Genomic DNA, 20,101 nt, shown 5'->3' with positions numbered 1-20,101 from the left:
TTTTATAAAATCTTATAAAAAAATAAATAAATTTTATATTTAAATATTTTTTTAAAAATTTTTATAAATTTTATATTTAAATATTATTTTTATTAAAAATTTTAAAAATAATAATTTTTTTATAAATAAATATTATAAAAAAATAAAAAAATTAAAGTAGTGGATTTAAAAAATAAAAAAAACGTTCTATAATTTTTTTCCAAAATGGTCTTTTATACCAATTTTCTTTTTTAAGAATTTCAGAATTATTCATATAATTTCTTTGAATATAAGCAAGATTTTTTCCAAAATTATAATTATCTACTATAAGTGTAATTTCAAAATTTAACCATAAACTTCTCATATCTAAATTTACAGTTCCTATTAAACTTAATTGTTTATCAATTAAAATACTTTTTGTATGTAAAAATCCTCCAATAAACATATGAATTAATACTCCAGATCTTAAAAGTTTAGCAAAAAATACACGACTAGCCCATTTTACTAATATAGAATTATTTTTTTTTGGAATAATAATATGTACTTTAACTCCTCTTTGAGATGCAATACAAATTGCATTTAATAAATCATTACTAGGAATTAAATATGGTGTTGTTATAACTATTTGTTTATTAGCAGAATATATAGAAATTAATAAAGATCTATGAATTATTTCTTTTGGAAATCCAGGACCTGAAATAATTATTTGAATTGTATAATGAAATTTATTTTTATTAAAATTTTTTAATTTAATATTAGGTAATGAATTAAGAATACATTCTCCAGTTTCTATTTTCCAATCATAACAAAAAATAATATTAATAATTATATTAATATAACTTTCTATTCTAACCATAATATCAATCCATTGTCCTATTTTTAATTTTTTTTTAAATAAATTAGGATCAACCATATTCATACTACCAATATAAGATATATTATTATCTATTAAAATAATTTTTTTATGTTGTCTTAAATCCATTCTTCTTAAGAATATTTCAAAAATATTAATATTTAATGCTGAAATTATTTTAATACCTGAATCTTTTAATATTTTTGGATATTTAGTTCTAAATAAATTAATACTTCCAGCTAAATCTAAAATAATTCTACAACTTACACCTCTTTTTGAAGCTAAAATCAAAGCATCCGTTACTTTATCTACTAAACCACCTACTTTCCATATATAAAAAATAATATAAATATTTTTTTTAGCTAAATTTATATCTTTAATTAAATATATAATATATTTTTCATAATTATTAATTAATTTTATATTTTTACTTATTAAAGGATCTATTCCTTGATAATATTTACATAATTTCAATAATGATTTAGAAATTTTGCTAATTTTGTTAGAATATAAAAATTTAGAATTTTTTATATTTGAAACAAAATTTTGAATATATTTCCATATATTATTTATTTCTTTTTTTCTTTTCTTTCCAATATAAATTTCACCAAATAATAAATATGTTATTATTCCAATTAAAGGAAAAATATAAATAATTAATAACCAAGATATTAAGACTGAAATTATTTTTTTATTAATTATTATTCTTATAATAACACTTATAATAATTAACCAATATATTAAAGAAAATAAAAATTTTATTGCAAAATAAAATGTTGTCATAAAAGTTTCATCTTATAAATAAATAATATATTTATTTTTAATAAAAATTTTTATATTTTAATATAAATTTAAAATATTAAACAATTTTTTTAATCTTTATTAAAATTTTAAACATATTATATTTAATATATAAAATTATTTAAAAATAAAAATATAATTATAAATTGCTTCAATATTTTTTTAAATAAATTTTTTATATAAAATAAAATATAAAATTATTTTTTATATATAAATTTTATTAAATTTTACATAAATATATTATACATATATAAATAAGATTTTTTTATATAAAAATAAAAGCTCGATTTTTTAAAAATAAAATAATATAATATATTTATTATTTTGTTTTTAAAAAATTTTTATATTATATTTTATAATTTTTTATAAAAATATATTAAATAAATTTAGGAGATACTGTGTTTAACTGGTTTGAAAAGTTAGTTAATACATATCCTAAAAATAAAAAAAATTTTTTATCTAAAAATTTTTTTTTATTTATATGGTTTTGTACAAAAGGAATACGTATTTATTTCATAATAATGATATTACTTACATCTTTAATTAGTATATTTGAAGCTTTTTTATTTTCTATTATTGGAAAAATTATTGATTGGTTAAATAAAATTGAACCTTCTATTTTTTGGGAAAAAGAAAAAATAAATTTAATTATTTTATTAATAATATTAATTTTAAGTATTTTTTTAATATCAATACAATCTATGATTAAACATCAAACATTATGTGGAAATTTTCCTATGATGCTTAGATATATATTTCATTCTTTTATGATAAAAAAAAATATACAATTTTATCAAAATGAATTTTCTGGTAAAATATCTTCTAAAATTATGCAAACTGCAATAGCTACTCGTGACATATGTATGATTATTTCAGAAATTATGGTTTTTATTATAATTTATTTTTTTACTATGATTACAATAATAGGAAATTTTAATATATTAATGATTATACCATTTTTAATTTGGTTATTTTTATATATTATATCTATATATTATTTTGTTCCTAAACAATCCTTATTATCAAAAAATCAATCTAATGCTCGTTCTTTGATGATAGGTCGAATTACTGATACTTATAATAATATTATAACTATAAAATTATTTTCTAATTCTAAATTAGAAAAAAATTATATTATATATGGAATGAAAAAATTTTTAAAAACAGTAATAAAACAAATGAGAATAATTACAAGTTTTGAAATAATTAATCATTTTTTAAATATAATTCTTATAATTACTACTTTAAGTGAAGCACTTTGGTTATGGTCAAAAGAACTTATTAGTATTGGAGCTATTACATCTGTTACTATAATGTTATTAAGATTAAATAATTTTTCACATTGGATTATGTGGGAAATATCATCTTTATTTGAAAATATTGGTATTGTACAAGATGGAATTAATACATTTTCATATCAAAATAAAGTTAATGATATTCCTAATGCAAAAAAACTTTATATTAAAAATGGTGAAATTATATTTAAAAATATTAATTTTTCTTATAATTTTAATAAAAATAATAATATTGTTTTAAATAATTTTTATTTAAAAATAAATAAAGGAGAAAAAATAGGACTTATAGGAAAATCTGGATCTGGTAAATCTACCTTAATAAATTTATTATTACGTTTTTATGATATAAATAAAGGTAAAATTATTATAGATAACCAAGACATTTCTAAAATAAAACAAAAAAGTCTTAGAAGACAAATTGGTATGATTACACAAGATACATCTTTATTAAATAGATCTATAAAAGATAATATTTTATATGGAAAACCTTATGCCACAGAAAATGAAATGATTGATGCATCAAAAAAAGCAGGTGCTCATGATTTTATTGTTTCTCTTTCTGATAATAATGGAAAAAAAGGTTATGATGTATGCGTTGGAGAACGAGGAGTAAAATTATCAGGTGGTCAAAGACAAAGAATTTCTATTGCAAGAGTAATTTTAAAAAATGCTCCAATATTAATATTGGACGAAGCAACTAGTGCTTTAGATTCTGAAATTGAATTAGAAATTCAAAAAAATTTATATGAATTAATGAAAGGAAAAACAGTAATATCTATTGCTCATAGATTATCTACAGTTTTAAAAATGGATAGATTAATAATTTTAAATAATGGATCCATTATAGAAGAAGGAAAACATGAAGATTTAATAAAAAATAATAAATTATATTCTCGTCTTTGGTTTTATCAAAGTAGTAAAAATATATAAATAATTTTTTATTAATTTTTAAAATTTTTTATTTTAAAAAAATATTTTAATTTTTTAAAAATTTTTCCAAAATTTTCCATCACGATTAATCATAACTTCTGAATCTTTTGGACCCCAAGTACCTGCATTATATAATGATGGACGTTTATTTTTTAATTTCCATGCAATAATTATAGAATCTATCCATTTCCATGATTCTTCTATTTCATCATTACTAACAAAAAGATCTTTTTTTCCTTTCATTAATTCTAATATAAGTCTTTCATAAGCATCTATTTTAGGATTTTTTTTATAAAATTGTTTTGTTTTTAAGTTAATATTTATTTTTCTTTTTTTTAAAGCATATATATTATATGATTTAGGATTTTTGTTTAAAATTTCAATATCTATTTTATCATTTGGATCTAAACGAATAATTAATTTATTTTTAGGTAAAATATTACAAGAATCTTTAAAAATATTTAAAGATAAATCTTTAAAAAAAATTACAATTTCAGAATATTTTACAGGAAGTCTTTTTCCAGTTCTTAAATAAAATGGAACTCCTTTCCATTGCCAATTATCAATATTTACTTTAATAGAAACAAAGGTTTCTGTAAAACTATTTTTTATAGATTTTTTTTCTTCTAAATATCCAGGAACTTTTTTCCCATTTATATAACCACTTGTATATTGTCCTATTACAGTTTTATTATCAACATTTTTATAATTAATTTTTCTTAATGAACGTAATATTTTTATCTTTTCATCACGAATATTATTATATGTTAAACTTGTTGGAGCAGACATTGTTATTATAGTTAATATTTGTAATAAATGACTTTGAATCATATCACGCATTTGACCTACTTTATCAAAATATTCCCATCTTCCTTCTATTCCTATATTTTCAGCAACAGTTATTTGAACATAATCTATATATTGATTATTCCAATTATTAATAAATAAAGAATTAGCAAAACGTAATGTTAATAAATTTATTATTGTTTCTTTTCCTAAATAATGATCAATACGATAAATTTGTTTTTCTTTAAAAAATTTTGATAAATTTTTATTTATTTTTTTTGAAGATTTAAAATCGTTTCCTATAGGTTTCTCTAAAATAATTCTAGAACTTTTATTATTTATTTTTGATTTTTTTAAACCATTAAAAATAGATAAAAAATTATTTGAAGAAATTGCACAATAACTAATTGTAATTCTTTTTTTTTGATTAAGTTTTTTTTTTAATTTATAAAAATTTTCAGTTTCATTTATATCTAAATTATAAAAATTTAATCTAGAACTAAATTTTTTCCATAATTTTTTATTAATTTTTTCTTTTATAAAACATTTTAATTCTTTATATACTATATTTTTATAAAATTTTATACTCCAATTTGCTCTACCAACACTTATTATTTTAGTATTAGGGTGAAGTATTTTTTTTTTTTCAAGATTATATAATGCAGGAAATAATTTTCTACGAGATAAATCTCCTTTTGCTCCTAAAATTATTAAATCACATGCTTGAACATAACAAAATATTTTAGACAAATTTTTTCCTTTTTAATATGAAAATATTATTTATTAAAAATTTTAATTAATAAATTATTAAATTTTAAAAATTTTTAAATATTTATTTAAAATAAAAAAAAATAAATAAAAATTATTAAATAATTTTTATTTAAATTTAATAAAATATTGAATATTTTGATATATTTATTAAAGGTTGAGGATATAAACCAAAAATTAATATAAATAAAGAAATTATAAAAATTAATATTTCATTAAATTTACAATATTTATTTTTATTAATTTTTTTTAATAAATTATTATTAATAGGATAATAAATATTAATTATAATACGTAAATAATATGAAATTCCAATAATATGTCCTAAAAATATAGAAAAAATAATATACCATAATTTATTTTTAATACATAAAAATAATATGTAAAATTTACTTATAAATCCAATAGTTAATGGAAAACTAGATAATGAAAATAATGCTATACTAAAAGAAATTGCTAATATTGGTTGTTTCCAAAACAATCCTTTATAAAAAGACATTTTATTTTTATTTTTAATATTATAATAATTAGATATAATAGTAATTATACTAAATAATATTAAATTAGATATAATATAACTAAAAATACATAAATTAATAGATTCAATAGAAATAAGATCATTATTTATTGTAATAAAATTTATTATAATATATCCCATATGAGATATGGAAGAATATCCTAACATTTTTTTAATATTTTTTTGTTTATAAGCTAATAAATTTCCTAAAATAATAGATAAAATTGCAAATAAAGAAAATATAATTTTTATTGAAGTATTATTAATTAAATAAAATATTCTTGTTGCAACAGAAAATATTGCTATTTTACTAACAGTAGATATAAAAATTATTAAAGATGTAGGAGAATTTTTATAAACATCAATTGTCCAATAATGAAAAGGTACTAATGATAAATAAAAACTAATACCAGATATTATCATTCCTATTCCCATTAAAAATATTTTATTATGATTTATATCGTATATAAATAAAATATTTTTAATTTCTTCAAAAGATAAATTACCAGTTTTAGAATAAATTAATGCTATTCCAAATAAAATTAAAGAAGATGATATAGTAGATAAAATAATATATTTAATACTTGTATTTAATGAATTTTTTTTTTTAAAAATATAATTCATCATTCCAAAAATAGGAATAGAAATAATTTTTAATCCTATAAAAAAAGAAATAAAATTATTAGAAATAGAAAGAAAAATAGCTCCTATAGTAGATATTAATAATAATATATAAAATTCATCATAATATGATGTATATTTTTTTAAATAAAGAAATGAAATTATAGATGTAATTAAACTAGAAATTAATATTAAAAATATATAAAAAATAGAATAATTATCCATTATAATTAAAAAATTATGATAAAAAATATTATTTTTTTTTATAAAAAATAAAGATAATATTGATATATTTAATGAAATAATAGTAATTATATAAGAATATATTTTTTTTTTAAAATTAAAAGATGTTGTAAGAATTAAAATAACTATTGTTAATCCAAGAATCAACAACGGAAATAGTATAATTAGTTGTTGAAAATTTTTTATCATCAGAAGTTATAACCTTATGATTTAATGTATAAAATTAAATTAAAATTTATGTAAAACAATATTACAAGTTTTTTTCATAAGTATTGAAGTAATATCAATAATTAATTTTGGAAAAAATCCAATAAAAATAATAATAAAAGATATAAAAATTAATATTAAATATTCATATATATTAGTTTTTTTAATAAAATTATTTAATTTTATAGGCCCATAATATATACGAAATATCATATTTAATAAATTTATTGAATAAAAAAATATTCCACAAATAACTAATATAGTTATTATTGGATATATATTATATAGTCCAATTAACATAGTAATTTCTCCAATAAAATTACCAGTCCCTGGAACTCCAATCATACATAAAATAAAGAAAAAAGAAAAAGTTTGTATATATTTTAAATCTTTTAATAAACCTCCCATTTTATTTATATTATTAGTTTTAACTATTTTATATAGTTGACTACTTATAATAAATAAAGCACATATAGATAAAGTATGACAAATTATTTGTATAATAATACCTTGATAAACCAAATGATTAAAAGAATATATAGAAATTAATAAAAATCCCATATGAGATATACTAAGATATGAAATCATTTTTTTTATATTATTTTGTGAAAAAGAAACAAAAGATCCATAAATTATATTAAAAATTCCTATTATTATAGCTATAAAAGAAAATTTATATGATGCATGAGGAAATATAGGAATAATAAATCTTATTAATCCATAATATGATGTCTTTATTATTAAAGAAGATATATCTATTGATCCATTTGTAGAAGAGCTTTTATGTAAACTTGGTAACCATCCATGAAATGGAATTAATGGAATTTTTATTGCAAATGGTAAAAAAAATCCTATCATTATTAAATATTCATGTAAATTTGACATTTTAGTTTTTAATAATAATTCATAATCAAATGTTAATACTTTAGTAGAATAATAATGTATTATAACTAAGGATAAAATAGATATTAACATTAATAAACTTCCAAATTGACTATAAATAAAAAATTTTTTTATAGAAAAAATATTATATTTTATTGTATTTTTTTTATTACCATATAAAATAATTAAAAAAGATATAGGAATTAATATAATTTCCCAAAAAAAGAAAAATAAAAATAAATCAATTGATAAAAAAATTCCTATAATTCCACTTAATACAAATAATAAATTAAAATAAAAAAATCCATTAAATTTTTTTATTTTATTCCAAGAACATAATATAGATATTATTCCTAAAATTATAGTTAAAGATATCATTATTAATGATAATTCATCTATTGCAAAATGAAAATTTATTCCAAAACTTGGAATCCATTTAACAAAAAATTCATCTTTCCATTGAAAAAAATTATTTTTTTGAAAAATAAAATTATTTTTTTGTAAAAAAATCCACTCTAATATTATTAAATATAATGATATTATCATGCTTATTAATGCAATCCAACATGGTAAACTATTATTAATATAAGTAGATTTCCAACATATTAATCCTCCAATAAAAGGAATGAATATTAATAAAGGCAATAACATTTAATTAATCCTTTGAAAAATATAAAATTTATTTAATTTAATAAATATTAAATAAATTTAATTTTTATTAAAAAAGTTAAAAATTAAATAAAATATATCAATATATTTATATTAATAAAAATATTATTATTAATAATCCTAAAAATATTGATATATAGGATGTACTAATATTTTTTTTTAAAATATTATTTGATTTATTAATTATTGAATAAATTTTTAATATATTTTTATTTATAAAATAATTTATAGGATCAATTTTTAAATATTTTGAAATTAATAAAAAAGGATAAACAAATATTTTTTTATATATAAAATCAATATTTTTTGGATTAAAAATATAATAAAATAAAAATTTATATAATTTATTTTTTTTTATAAAAATCAATATTTTTTTTGAACTACCCCAAATGTAATAAGATATTATTATTCCTAATATAATTAATATACTAGATATTAATTCAATATAAAATAATTTTTTTTTGTAAAACAAATTTTTTATAAAAAATTTGTTTATTGGAAGAATTGTCCATGGACCAATAAAAATTGATAAAAAAATTAATAAAAATAAAGAAAAAATTTTAAATATATATTTTTTTTTTATATAAAAAGGATTAATTTTTTCTTTTTTATAAAAAATTATTAATATCATACGAAATATATATAATACAGTAAAAAAAGATCCTATTATTGCAATTATAAATAAAAATAAATGATTTTTTTCTAATGTTTGTAATAAAATTAAATCTTTAGAATAAAAACTAGGAGTAATAAATGGAAAAGATGAAAGATAAAAAGCTCCAAATAAAAATAAAAAATATAATAGATAATTAGAATTTTTAAATATTCCAATTTTATAAATATTTTGTTCTTTATTATAAAAATTAATTAAATAATCAGAAGATAAAAATAATAAAGACTTTATAAATGCATGAATTATTAGATGTAAAATAGCTAAATACCATTCTTCTATACCTAGTGATAAGAAAATATAACCTAATTGACTCATGGTTGAATATGCTAATATTTTTTTAATATTTTTCTCTGATAAAGCAAAAATACTAGTCATAATTATTGTTATTGATCCTATAATAGATATTATATATAATAAATTAGGAAAATATAAAAATAATTTGTTTATTCTAGATATTAAATATATACCAGATATAACCATAGTAGAAGAATGAAGTAATGCAGAAGATGGAGTTGGAGCAGACATTGCATCAGATAACCAAGTATTCAATGGAATTTGTGCAGATTTTCCTATAGTACCAATTAATATTGAAAACATAGCTATATAAATAGATGTAGAATTTTTAAAAATTTCTTGATTTTTTTCTAAAAAAAGAGTTGTAAAATTTAATGTATTAAACTTATTATATAAAATAATCATAGAAAAAATTAAACATAAATCTCCAATTCTAGTAATAATAAAAGATTTCATAGAAAAAATTATATTTTTATATTTTGTATAATCAAATCCAATAAAAAGATAACTACAAATACCAACTCCTTCCCATCCAATATACATTACAAGAAAATTATCTGATAAAATTAATAATATCATACTAGAAATAAATAAATTCATATATGAAAAAAAACGTCTATAATCTTCTGTTATTTTTATATAATTTATTGAATAAATATGAACTAATAATCCTATAATAATAACTATTAATAATATCGTAATAGAAAGATCATCTAAATAAAGATTTAATGAAATATTAAAATTATTAATATCTATCCAATTAAATAATTTTTGATTATATATATATATATTTTTTTTTGAATTTTTTATAAAATCTAAAGTTACTAAAAAAGATATAATAAAAGATAAAAAAATACTTCCAACACCTATTATAGATATAAATTTTTTAGAAGATTTATTACAAAAAAAAGTTAACAATAAAAATCCTAAAAAAGGAAATAATATTGTTAAATATAATAAATTCATTTTTTTATCTCACTAATTTCATTAATATTTAATTTTTTATTTATTAAACTAATTTGTAATATTAATGATAAAATAATTCCTGCTTCAGCAGCAGAAGTAGTAATTATAATAATATACATTATATGTCCTTCAACTTGTTTCCAATAACTTCCTACCATTATAAATGCTGCAGCTGAAGAATTTATTATAATTTCTAAACTAAATAATATAAAAATTATATTTTTTCTAATTAAAACCCCTATATTTCCTAATGAAAATAATATAAACATTAATATTAAACTATTTGATAATAAAATCATTATTAAATTACTCTTTTAATTTTTTAAACTATTTAAATAATGTTTGAAATTTCTTCCCATATATAATGCTGATATTAAACTAGATAATAATAACATAGAAGATAATTCTACTAAAATTGAATATGGTCCAAATAAAGAAATTCCAATATTTTTTGCTTCAATATTATTAAAATAAATAATTTTATTTTTTAATGATTCATTTATTAAAAAATAAAAAAATATATTAAAAATTATTAAAATAAAAAAATAAAATAAATATTTATTTTTTAAAAAAATAAAATATTTATTTTTATTTATTTTTTTTCCAGAATCTAAAAGCATTACAATAAAAATAAATAAAATCATTATTGCACCTGCATAAATAATAATTTCTAATGATCCTGCAATATAAGATCCTATAGAAAAAAACATACAAGAAACAGATATTAATGATAATATTAAATAAAAAAGAGAATAAACTGGATGTTTATGAAAAATTACTATACAAGTAGATATTATAGATATAATACCAAAAATATAAAATATTATTGACATAATAAATTACCTTAAGGAAGTAAATTTTTAACACTAATTGGAGAAAATTTATTTTTAGATAATTTTTTATTTTTTTTAGAAAAATTTATTCCACTTTTTTTATAAAAATCATAATCAGGATATTTACCAGGACCTGAAATTAATAAATTTTTTTTTTTATATAATAAATCTTTTCTTTTAAATTCACTCATTTCAAAATCTGGAATAAGTTGTATTGCAGTAGTTGGACATGCTTCTTCACATAAACCACAAAAAATACATCTAGAAAAATTTATATTAAAAAATTTTGGATACCATCTACCATTTTTTTTTTCTGATTTTTGTAAAGAAATACATCCTACTGGACATACAACAGAACAAAGATTACATGCTACACATTTTTCATCTCCATTTTTATTTTTTGTTAATATAATTCTTCCTCTATATCTAGATGATAAATTTAATGAAACATCTGGATATAATATTGTTTCTCTTTTATTAAAAGATTGAATAATAATTAACCATATACTTCTTAAAATTGTTATAGATCCTATAATTATTTTTTTAAAAATCATAAAATTTATCCATATAATTTTAACTTTTATATAAAATAAAAAATGCAGTTCCAATAAGATTTAATAATGTTATTGGTAAACATACTTTCCAACTAAACATCATTGTTTGATCATATCTAGGATATGGAATTGCTGCTCGAACTATCATAAAAAATATATTAAAAAATAAAGTTTTTATAAAAAACCAAAAAAATCCTGAAAAATATGGTCCATATCCTCCACCAAAAAATAATATTACTAAAAAAGCAGAAATAAGAGTCATTCCTATATATTCTCCTATAAAAAATAAACCAAATTTTATACTAGAATATTCTATTCTATATCCATCAGCAATTTCTTGTTCAGCTTCTGGTTGATTAAATGGATGTCTATGACATGCAGCCATTCCTGATATTAAAAAAGTAATAAATCCTAAAAATTGAGGAATTATATTCCATAAATTTTTTTGTGAAATAATAATATCTTTAATATTAAAAGATCCAGCACGTGCTACTACTCCCATTAATGAAAGACCAAGAAAAACTTCATAACTTAATGTTTGTGCAGTAGCTCTAATAGATCCAATAATAGAATATTTATTATTACTAGACCAACCAGAAAAAATAATTCCATATATAGATAGTCCAATCATCATTAAAAAAAATAAAATACCAATATTAGTATCTATAATTGTTATATAATTATTTAATGGAATAATAGAAAATACTAATAAAAATGAAATAAAAGAAATAATAGGAGAAATAATAAAAAAAAATTTATGAGAAAATTCAGGAATCCAATCTTCTTTAAAAAACATTTTTAACATATCTGCAAATAATTGTAAAGATCCTTCCCAACCAACTTTATTTGGACCATATCTATTTTGAAAAAAACCAATTATTCTTCTTTCAATGAAACTCATATATGCACTAAAAAAAATTATACCTCCTAAAAAAAATAATGATTTAGATATATTTAAACTAGTATTTAATATTTCTTTTTTTATAAAAATCATATATTAATTTCCAAAAAATTTTTAGCAATTGATCCTAAAAAAACTTTAGGAATATTAGGAAATCCAATAGATAATCCTATATGACCTATATTAATTTTTTTATTAAATTTTATAGGAAGATATATTTTTTCTCCTAAACAATAAAATGATAATAAAGAATTTTTTTTTAATTTCATCCAAGAAAAATCATTTTTATTTATATAAACATAAGACTTAATCATAACTTTTTGTATTGTTGAAGAATATCTTGAAGTTTCATCATTTCCAAATAAAGACCAAAAAGAAATTATATTATATTGATTTTTTTTATAAAAAAATTTAATAGGTGTTTTATTAAACCAATTTAATTTAATATTTTTATTTTTAAAAAGAATAAGTCCAGGATCTCCATGTTTTAAATGTCCTCCTATTTCTTTTTGAAATTTATTCCAAGATTGATTTGAATTCCATCCTGGATACCATGCAAATGGTATTTCTTTTCTAATTATTTCAGGAGAATTATTAATATCTGGAGAAAAAGAAAATATTGTATCTTTATCTTGAGATGTTTTAGGTTCATTTATATTATATGTAGAATACATTGAACTAATTCCACTATAACGATTAGGAGATCTTGATAACTTTTGTCCATTAAAAAGAATATTTGAACTTAATGATACATTTTTTAATTTTTTTAAATTTTTAATATTAGATGATATTTTATTTATAATTTCATCAAGATTTTTATAAAAATTATTTTTTTTTAAAAAATTAATATTTATTAAATTTAATAATTTCCATGATTCTAAAATTTTTATTTTTTTATTATATGGATAATAATCTAAACATTTAAAAAATCTTTGAGCTCTTCCTTCATAATTAATTACTGTTCCTGAACTTTCAGCAAAATTAGCAACAGAAAAATTTAATGTTCCCTTTTTATAAGTTTTTGTTTTTAAATGATCTAATATAATAATATTTTTAATTTTAGATAAAAAATTATTAATATATGATTTTGTTTGATGATAATATAAATCATTTTCTAGTATTACTAAACTATCTATTTTTTTATTTTTTGATAAAAAAACAGCTTTATCTAAACTCTTTCCTTTAAGTAAAGCTAATCCTAAACTATTAACATAATTTACTAAAAGAACTATTCCTACATTATTACCATTAATTTTTAAAGATCTTGCAATATTATATGCTGATTTAATTATTGAAATATTACCTGAATTCATTCCAGAAATAATAAGAGGTTTTTTTGATTTTAATAAAATATTAGATATATAATTTATTTTATTTATTAAATAATTTTTTGTATTTTTTATATAAGGAGATGAATTATTTATATGATTAGCTATAGAAAATCCAAATTTTATTTGATCTTCTATTGAAGAATAATAATTCCAACTAGAAATATCATCTAATTTTGTTTTATATGTATTAGTAATAAATAAAAAATTTTTATTATCTTTTTTTAAATTTTCAATAGAATTAGAATCCCATATAGGAATATTATTTTTTTTTGATTCTTTTATTAATTTATTTTTCATTGCTTGACGTACAGCTAATGATATTCTTGGACTGGTTTGTGTTATATCTTCTCCTAATATTAATATTGTATCATAGCTTTCTATTTCTCTTAATGAAGGAGTATGAATTCCTCCTTTTTTTAATATATTTAAAATAAGATTTGTTTGTTGATGTTCATTTTCTATAATTCCAGAAAAAAAATTTTTATATCCAACCAATTCTAATAAAGAAAAGTTACTTTCTATACTTGCTCTTGGTGAACCTATACCAATTGTTCTTTTAGAAAATTTTAAAATATTTCTTGCTTTTTTTATAGCTTCATTTTTTTTAATTTCAATTAAAACATTTTTTTTATTTTTTTTTGAATAAATAAATTTATTTTTTATATTAACATATTCATATCCAAATCTTCCTCTGTCACATAAAAAATAATGATTTATAGTACCATTATAACGATTTTCAATTTTTTTTAAAACTCCTTGACGACCTCCAAGAGAAATATTACAACCAACACTACATTGATGACAAATACTTGGAGAAAATTGCATATCCCATTTTCTATTATAATTTTTAGAGTTAATTTTATCACCAAAAACACCAGTTGGACATATTTCTATTAAATTTCCTGAAAATTCATTTTCTAAATTTCCATCATTTAATCTTCCAAAGTATATATTATCATGAAAACCATAAACGTTTAAATCACTTCCTCCAGCATATTCTTTATAAAAACGTACACATCTATAACATGTTATACATCTATTCATATTATGAGAAACAAATGGACCTAAATTTTGATTATTATGAGTTCTTTTTTTAAAACGATATCTACGTTTATAATGTTCATTCATTATTGTCATATCTTGTAAATGACATTGACCAGCCTCTTCACATATAGGACAATCATGAGGATGATTAATCATTAAATATTCTATGATATTTTTTCTAAAAGTTTTTGCTTCAGAATCATTAATAGAAATAATACTTTTATTCATAACTTGTGTCATACATGACATTACTAATTTTCCATTTGTATCTTTAGAATTTATATATTGTTTAACTGCACATTGTCTACAAGATCCAATACTCCCTAATATAGGGTGCCAACAAAAATAAGGTATATCTAATCCAACAGATAAACAAGCTTCTAATATATTTTTTTCTTTTTTAATTTTATATTTATTTCCATCTATAAAAATAGTAATCATAATTTAATTTGCTTATTTGTTGAAAGTTAAAAATAATAAAATAAAATAAAATATAAAAAAATAATTAAAAAATTTTATTAAAAATTTTAATATATAAATTAATTTTTATATATTTTTTTGTATTCCAATAATTTTATCAATGTTAAAAATTTTACTTTTTTTAATTCCATTTTTAAATTCATCGATGAAATAATTCATAGAACTTTTTAAAGGTTCTGATGCTCCTGGTGCATGTGCACAAAAAGTTTTTCCTGGACTTAATGAAAAACATAAATCTTTTAAAGTTTTTATATCTTCTTTATATCCTTCTTTTTTTTCTAAATCATATAATATTTTTACTATCCATGGTAATCCCTCACGACATGGTGTACAAAATCCACATGATTCTCTAGAAAAAAATTTTTCAATATTTAATACAACTGAAATAATACTAGTATTAGAATCAATAGCCATTGAAATAGCTGTTCCAAGTCTACTACCTACTTTAGAAATTGATTCAAAATCCATTATTACATCTAAATGATTTTTAGTTAAAAAAGCAGTACTAGCTCCTCCAGGTTGCCATGCTTTTAGAGAAAGACCATTTATCATTCCTCCTGCATAATCTTCAAAAATTTCTCTAGAAGTTATACCAAATGGAAATTCCCATATTCCAGGATATTTTACTTTTCCAGAAAATCCCATTAATTTTGTTCCTGTATCTTTGCTTTTTTTTTTATTTAAATTTTTATAAAATTTTAAACCATGTTCTAATAATGCAGGTAAATTACATAAAGTTTCTACATTATTTACACAAGTAGGTTTTCCCCATAATCCAACACTAGCTGGAAATGGAGGTTTAGATCTAGGATTTGCTCTTTTTCCTTCTAAAGAATTAATAAGAGCAGTTTCTTCACCACATATATATCGTCCTGCTCCACTATGTATAACAATTTCTAAATTAAATCCACTATTAAAAATATTTTTTCCTAAAAAATTAAAATTTTTTGCTTCATTAATAGCACGAAAAATATATTTTATAGCATTTATATATTCTCCTCTTATAAATATATATGAACGAGTAGAATTAATAGCAAATGATGCTATTAAAATACCTTCAATAAGTAAATGTGGTAATCTTTCCATTAAAAAACGATCTTTATATGTACCAGGTTCCATTTCATCAGCATTACAGATTAAATATGATTTATTATTTTTTGTATTTTTTGAAATTAATTCCCATTTTATTCCAGTAAAAAATCCAGCTCCTCCACGACCTTTTAATTTAGAATCTTTTACTAAATTTATAATTGAATTTTTAGACATTTTAGAAATAGCATTAAATGCTCCTTTATATCCATTTTTTTTTATATATTCTTTTATCCAAACTGTTTTATTATCATTACGCATTCTCCATGTAAGAGGATGTGTTTCTTGAAAACGTAATAAACGTTTTATCATATATATTTTCCTAGTATATATTTAATTTTATCAGGTTTTAAATACATATAAGTAACTTCATTAATCATCATTGATGGTCCTTTATCACAGTTACCTAAACAACAAGTAGGAAGTAAAGTAAATTTTTTATCTTTACTAGTTTGTCCTGGATTAATATTTAAATATTTTGAAATTTTTTTTTCAATATTAATGTATCCATTAATATAACATACAACACTATCACAATATCTTATAATGTATTTTCCAACTTTTTTTCTAAAAATTTGACTATAAAAAGTAGCAATACTATCTACATCTGTTTTTGAAATATTTAATATTTTTGCAATAGATTTAATTATTTCATCAGAAATCCATCCTCTATTTTTTTGAACAATTTTTAAAGCTTCAACAACAATAGATCTTGAAGTTTCATAATATTTCATTTCTTTCTTTATACTAATTAATTCTTTATTAGTTAAATTATAAACATTATTTTTTTTTAACATATTATTTTAAATAAATTTAGTTTTAAATATAATTATTATCTATCAACATCTGACATTACAAAATCAATACTTCCTAGATATACAATTAAATCTGATATTAAATTTCCACATATAACAGATGGAATTTGTTGAAGATGAGGAAAACTTGGAGTACGAATTCTAGTTCTATAACTCATTGTTCCTCCATCACTTATTAAATAATAACTGTTAATTCCTTTAGTAGCTTCAATCATTTGAAAAGATTCATTAGCAGGAAGAATTGGACCCCATGAAACATTTAAAAAATGATGAATAAGAGTTTCAATATGTTGTAAAGAATGATTTTTATCTGGAGGAGTTGTTAATGGATGATCAGCTTTAAATGGACCATTAGGCATATTTTTTAAACATTGATTTAATATTTTTAAACTTTGATATATTTCTTCAAATTTTATCATAACACGATTGTAAGAATCACTAATTCCATTTCCAATTGGAACATCAAATTCAAAATTTTCATAACCAGAATATGGTCTTTTTTTTCTTATATCAAAATCAATTCCAGTTGCACGTAAACCAGCTCCAGTAATTCCCCAATTTAAAGCTTCTTTGTATCTATATGATCCTATTCCTATAGATCTATTTTGTAAAATACTATTTTTTAGTCCTAAATTCATATATAATTTTAATCTTTTAGGAAGCCATTTTAATAAATTTATTAAAAATTTATTCCATCCATTAGGTAAATCATTAGCTAATCCTCCTATTCTAAACCAAGCTGGATGCATTCTAAATCCTGTAATTGATTCTATTATATCATATATTTTTTGACGATCTGTAAATGCTAAAAATACAGGAGTAATACTTCCTACATCTTGCATATAAGTACTTATATATAATAAATGACTATTTATTCTAAATAATTCAGATAACATTACTCTAATAACTTTAACTCTATCAGATACAATAATACCTGCAATTTTTTCAATAGCTAAAATATATGGCATTTCATTTACACATCCACCAAGATATTCAATTCTATCAGTATATGGAATATAATTATGCCAAGTTTGTCTTTCAGCTATTTTTTCTGCTCCTCTATGATGATATCCAATATCTGGTATACAATTAATAATTTCTTCTCCACTTAATTGAAGAATAATTCTAAAAACACCATGAGCTGATGGATGATTTGGACCAAAATTTAAAAACATAAAATTTGAATTTTTTTTATCTTTTAAATTCCATTCTTTTGGTTTAAAAACAAGAGATTCCATTAATTTATTTTCTTTTTTTTTTGTTAAATTAAATGGATTAACTTCAGTAGCTCTTGATAAATAATCTTTTCTTAATGGATATCCCTTCCAATAATTAGGCATAAGAATTCGAGTAAGATTAGGATGTCCATCAAAAATAATTCCAAACATTTCCCATGTTTCTCTTTCATACCAATTAGAATTTAAAAAAATATTTGTTATTGTAGGTATATGTAAATCATTTATCTTAAGAGAAACTTTAATTATAATATCAGAATTTCTTTCAATAGATATTAAATGATAAAAAATTGTAAAATCTCTTGTAAGATAAAAAACATTTTTTGTTCTTAATCTTTCATCTATTCCATGTAAATCATATAACATAATATATGGTTTATTAATATTTTTTAAAAAATTAAGTATATTTAAAATATTTTTTCTTTTAACCCATATTACAAGAGTTTCTGAACAAATTACCTGTATAGTACAAATATTTTTATTAAATTTTTTATAAATATCATAAATTATTTGATTTTTTATATGTTTTTTTTTATTAATAGATAAAGAAGAGTTTTTTTTATAAATAAAATCTTTCATAATTTATATATACCATAAAATTTATTTAAAAATTAATATTAAATATTTTCAGGAGAACGTAAATTATTCATTTTCATTCTTATTTTATTTTTTATAGATTTTTGAGATTTCATTTTAGGACGATATATACCTTGATCACCTAAAATCCATGATAAAGGTCTTCTTTCTTTATTTATAGATTTTTTTAATAAAAGTAAAGCTTCTATATATGCTTCTGGTCTTGGGGGACAACCAGGAATATAAATATCAACTGGAAGAAATTTATCTACTCCTTGTACAACAGAATAAACATCATACATACCACCAGAATTAGCGCATGCACCCATAGAAATAACCCATTTTGGTTCAAGCATTTGATCATATAAACGTTGTATTATTGGTACCATTTTAATAAATGGAGTACCAGCAATAACCATAAGATCAGATTGTCTAGGAGAAGGTCTAATAACTTCTGATCCAAATCGTGATATATCATGTACAGAAGTTAATGAAGATATCATTTCAACATAACAACAAGATAATCCAAAATTATAAGGCCAAAGTGAATTACTTCTACTCCAATTAACTATATTATGAATTATTTTTTCTAATTTTATTAAAAAAATATTTTTTTTATAATGTTCTATAGGATCATTTTTAATATTTTTTTTTTTATGTAATGGATATTCATTATTTTCTTGATTTAAATCTATTTTAGTAAGAGTATAATCCATAAATATTTTACCTAAAAGTATTATTAATAATAAATATTATATA

General features: G+C 18.7%; 15 protein-coding genes. 1 reads left to right on the top strand and 14 read right to left on the bottom strand.

Annotation, left to right across the window (positions count from 1 at the left end; all coding sequences use genetic code 11):
• Nucleotides 1-151 precede the first annotated feature (151 nt).
• A complete protein-coding gene (gene cls, locus AB4W47_RS00370; protein ID WP_367670669.1) occupies nt 152-1,615 on the bottom strand; it encodes a cardiolipin synthase in 1,464 nt (487 codons plus the stop codon).
• A gap of 416 nt (nt 1,616-2,031) precedes the next feature.
• Here cls and AB4W47_RS00365 point away from each other — a divergent pair, with 416 nt between their 5' ends.
• The gene (locus tag AB4W47_RS00365; protein ID WP_367670668.1) at nt 2,032-3,858 is read left to right on the top strand and encodes an ABC transporter ATP-binding protein; all 1,827 of its coding nucleotides are present in this window, start codon (nt 2,032-2,034) and stop codon (nt 3,856-3,858) included.
• 54 nt (nt 3,859-3,912) lie between these two features.
• On the opposite strand, the gene zwf is transcribed toward AB4W47_RS00365, so the two are convergent.
• The 13 genes from zwf to AB4W47_RS00300 all read right to left on the bottom strand — a co-directional run bounded on the left by zwf (nt 3,913) and on the right by AB4W47_RS00300 (nt 20,058).
• Entirely contained in the window at nt 3,913-5,394 is a 1,482-nt protein-coding gene (zwf, locus tag AB4W47_RS00360; RefSeq protein WP_367670667.1) for a glucose-6-phosphate dehydrogenase, read from the bottom strand.
• A gap of 136 nt (nt 5,395-5,530) precedes the next feature.
• Nucleotides 5,531-6,982 (bottom strand): NADH-quinone oxidoreductase subunit N, encoded by a 1,452-nt coding sequence (locus tag AB4W47_RS00355; protein WP_367670666.1) that lies wholly within the window; start codon nt 6,980-6,982, stop codon nt 5,531-5,533.
• A 39-nt stretch (nt 6,983-7,021) separates the two neighbouring features.
• Nucleotides 7,022-8,533 (bottom strand): NADH-quinone oxidoreductase subunit M, encoded by a 1,512-nt coding sequence (locus AB4W47_RS00350; RefSeq protein WP_367670665.1) that lies wholly within the window; start codon nt 8,531-8,533, stop codon nt 7,022-7,024.
• Between the two features lie 106 nt (nt 8,534-8,639).
• A complete protein-coding gene (locus AB4W47_RS00345) occupies nt 8,640-10,484 on the bottom strand; it encodes an NADH-quinone oxidoreductase subunit L (RefSeq protein ID WP_367670664.1) in 1,845 nt (614 codons plus the stop codon).
• Nucleotides 10,481-10,783 carry an NADH-quinone oxidoreductase subunit NuoK gene (nuoK, locus tag AB4W47_RS00340; RefSeq protein WP_367670663.1) on the bottom strand — a complete coding sequence of 101 codons (303 nt, stop codon included), beginning with the start codon at nt 10,781-10,783 and terminating at the stop codon, nt 10,481-10,483. Before nuoK ends, AB4W47_RS00345 begins: the two co-directional genes overlap by 4 nt.
• A 15-nt stretch (nt 10,784-10,798) precedes the next feature.
• Nucleotides 10,799-11,317, bottom strand: coding sequence for an NADH-quinone oxidoreductase subunit J (locus tag AB4W47_RS00335; RefSeq protein WP_367670662.1), 519 nt, complete (start codon nt 11,315-11,317; stop codon nt 10,799-10,801).
• A gap of 11 nt (nt 11,318-11,328) precedes the next feature.
• Entirely contained in the window at nt 11,329-11,871 is a 543-nt protein-coding gene (gene nuoI / locus AB4W47_RS00330) for an NADH-quinone oxidoreductase subunit NuoI (RefSeq protein WP_367670661.1), read from the bottom strand.
• Nucleotides 11,872-11,890: 19 nt separating this feature from the next.
• Entirely contained in the window at nt 11,891-12,865 is a 975-nt protein-coding gene (nuoH, locus tag AB4W47_RS00325) for an NADH-quinone oxidoreductase subunit NuoH (protein WP_367670660.1), read from the bottom strand.
• A complete protein-coding gene (gene nuoG / locus AB4W47_RS00320; protein WP_367670659.1) occupies nt 12,862-15,588 on the bottom strand; it encodes an NADH-quinone oxidoreductase subunit NuoG in 2,727 nt (908 codons plus the stop codon). Before nuoG ends, nuoH begins: the two co-directional genes overlap by 4 nt.
• 105 nt (nt 15,589-15,693) lie before the next feature.
• Nucleotides 15,694-17,028 carry an NADH-quinone oxidoreductase subunit NuoF gene (nuoF, locus tag AB4W47_RS00315; protein ID WP_367670658.1) on the bottom strand — a complete coding sequence of 445 codons (1,335 nt, stop codon included), beginning with the start codon at nt 17,026-17,028 and terminating at the stop codon, nt 15,694-15,696.
• Nucleotides 17,025-17,513: an NADH-quinone oxidoreductase subunit NuoE gene (gene nuoE / locus AB4W47_RS00310; protein ID WP_367670657.1), complete on the bottom strand. Its 489-nt coding sequence runs from the start codon at nt 17,511-17,513 to the stop codon at nt 17,025-17,027. The genes nuoF and nuoE overlap by 4 nt, the downstream gene beginning before the upstream one ends.
• Nucleotides 17,514-17,548: 35 nt before the next feature.
• Nucleotides 17,549-19,345, bottom strand: coding sequence for an NADH-quinone oxidoreductase subunit C/D (gene nuoC / locus AB4W47_RS00305; RefSeq protein ID WP_367670656.1), 1,797 nt, complete (start codon nt 19,343-19,345; stop codon nt 17,549-17,551).
• A 38-nt stretch (nt 19,346-19,383) separates the two neighbouring features.
• Entirely contained in the window at nt 19,384-20,058 is a 675-nt protein-coding gene (locus tag AB4W47_RS00300) for an NADH-quinone oxidoreductase subunit B family protein (protein ID WP_367670655.1), read from the bottom strand.
• Between the last annotated feature and the right edge of the window lie 43 nt (nt 20,059-20,101).

It is taken from the genome of Sodalis-like secondary symbiont of Drepanosiphum platanoidis, from assembly GCF_964059955.1.
Taxonomy (GTDB): Bacteria; Pseudomonadota; Gammaproteobacteria; order Enterobacterales; family Enterobacteriaceae.
Note: the sequence above shows the minus strand (reverse complement) of the source record. Positions and strands in the feature narration are given on the sequence as shown.

Excerpts from the sequence above, each read along its gene's own strand:
- AB4W47_RS00335 (WP_367670662.1), bottom strand. The coding sequence starts at position 11,317 with ATGTCAATAATATTTTATATTTTTGGTATTATATCTATAATATCTACT.
- AB4W47_RS00300 (WP_367670655.1), bottom strand. The coding sequence starts at position 20,058 with ATGGATTATACTCTTACTAAAATAGATTTAAATCAAGAAAATAATGAA.
- nuoC (WP_367670656.1), bottom strand. The coding sequence starts at position 19,345 with ATGAAAGATTTTATTTATAAAAAAAACTCTTCTTTATCTATTAATAAA.
- nuoK (WP_367670663.1), bottom strand. The coding sequence starts at position 10,783 with ATGATTTTATTATCAAATAGTTTAATATTAATGTTTATATTATTTTCA.
- nuoI (WP_367670661.1), bottom strand. The coding sequence starts at position 11,871 with ATGATTTTTAAAAAAATAATTATAGGATCTATAACAATTTTAAGAAGT.
- cls (WP_367670669.1), bottom strand. The coding sequence starts at position 1,615 with ATGACAACATTTTATTTTGCAATAAAATTTTTATTTTCTTTAATATAT.
- AB4W47_RS00350 (WP_367670665.1), bottom strand. The coding sequence starts at position 8,533 with ATGTTATTGCCTTTATTAATATTCATTCCTTTTATTGGAGGATTAATA.
- AB4W47_RS00345 (WP_367670664.1), bottom strand. The coding sequence starts at position 10,484 with ATGAATTTATTATATTTAACAATATTATTTCCTTTTTTAGGATTTTTA.
- nuoE (WP_367670657.1), bottom strand. The coding sequence starts at position 17,513 with ATGTTAAAAAAAAATAATGTTTATAATTTAACTAATAAAGAATTAATT.
- nuoF (WP_367670658.1), bottom strand. The coding sequence starts at position 17,028 with ATGATAAAACGTTTATTACGTTTTCAAGAAACACATCCTCTTACATGG.
- nuoH (WP_367670660.1), bottom strand. The coding sequence starts at position 12,865 with ATGATTTTTATAAAAAAAGAAATATTAAATACTAGTTTAAATATATCT.
- AB4W47_RS00355 (WP_367670666.1), bottom strand. The coding sequence starts at position 6,982 with ATGATAAAAAATTTTCAACAACTAATTATACTATTTCCGTTGTTGATT.
- nuoG (WP_367670659.1), bottom strand. The coding sequence starts at position 15,588 with ATGATTACTATTTTTATAGATGGAAATAAATATAAAATTAAAAAAGAA.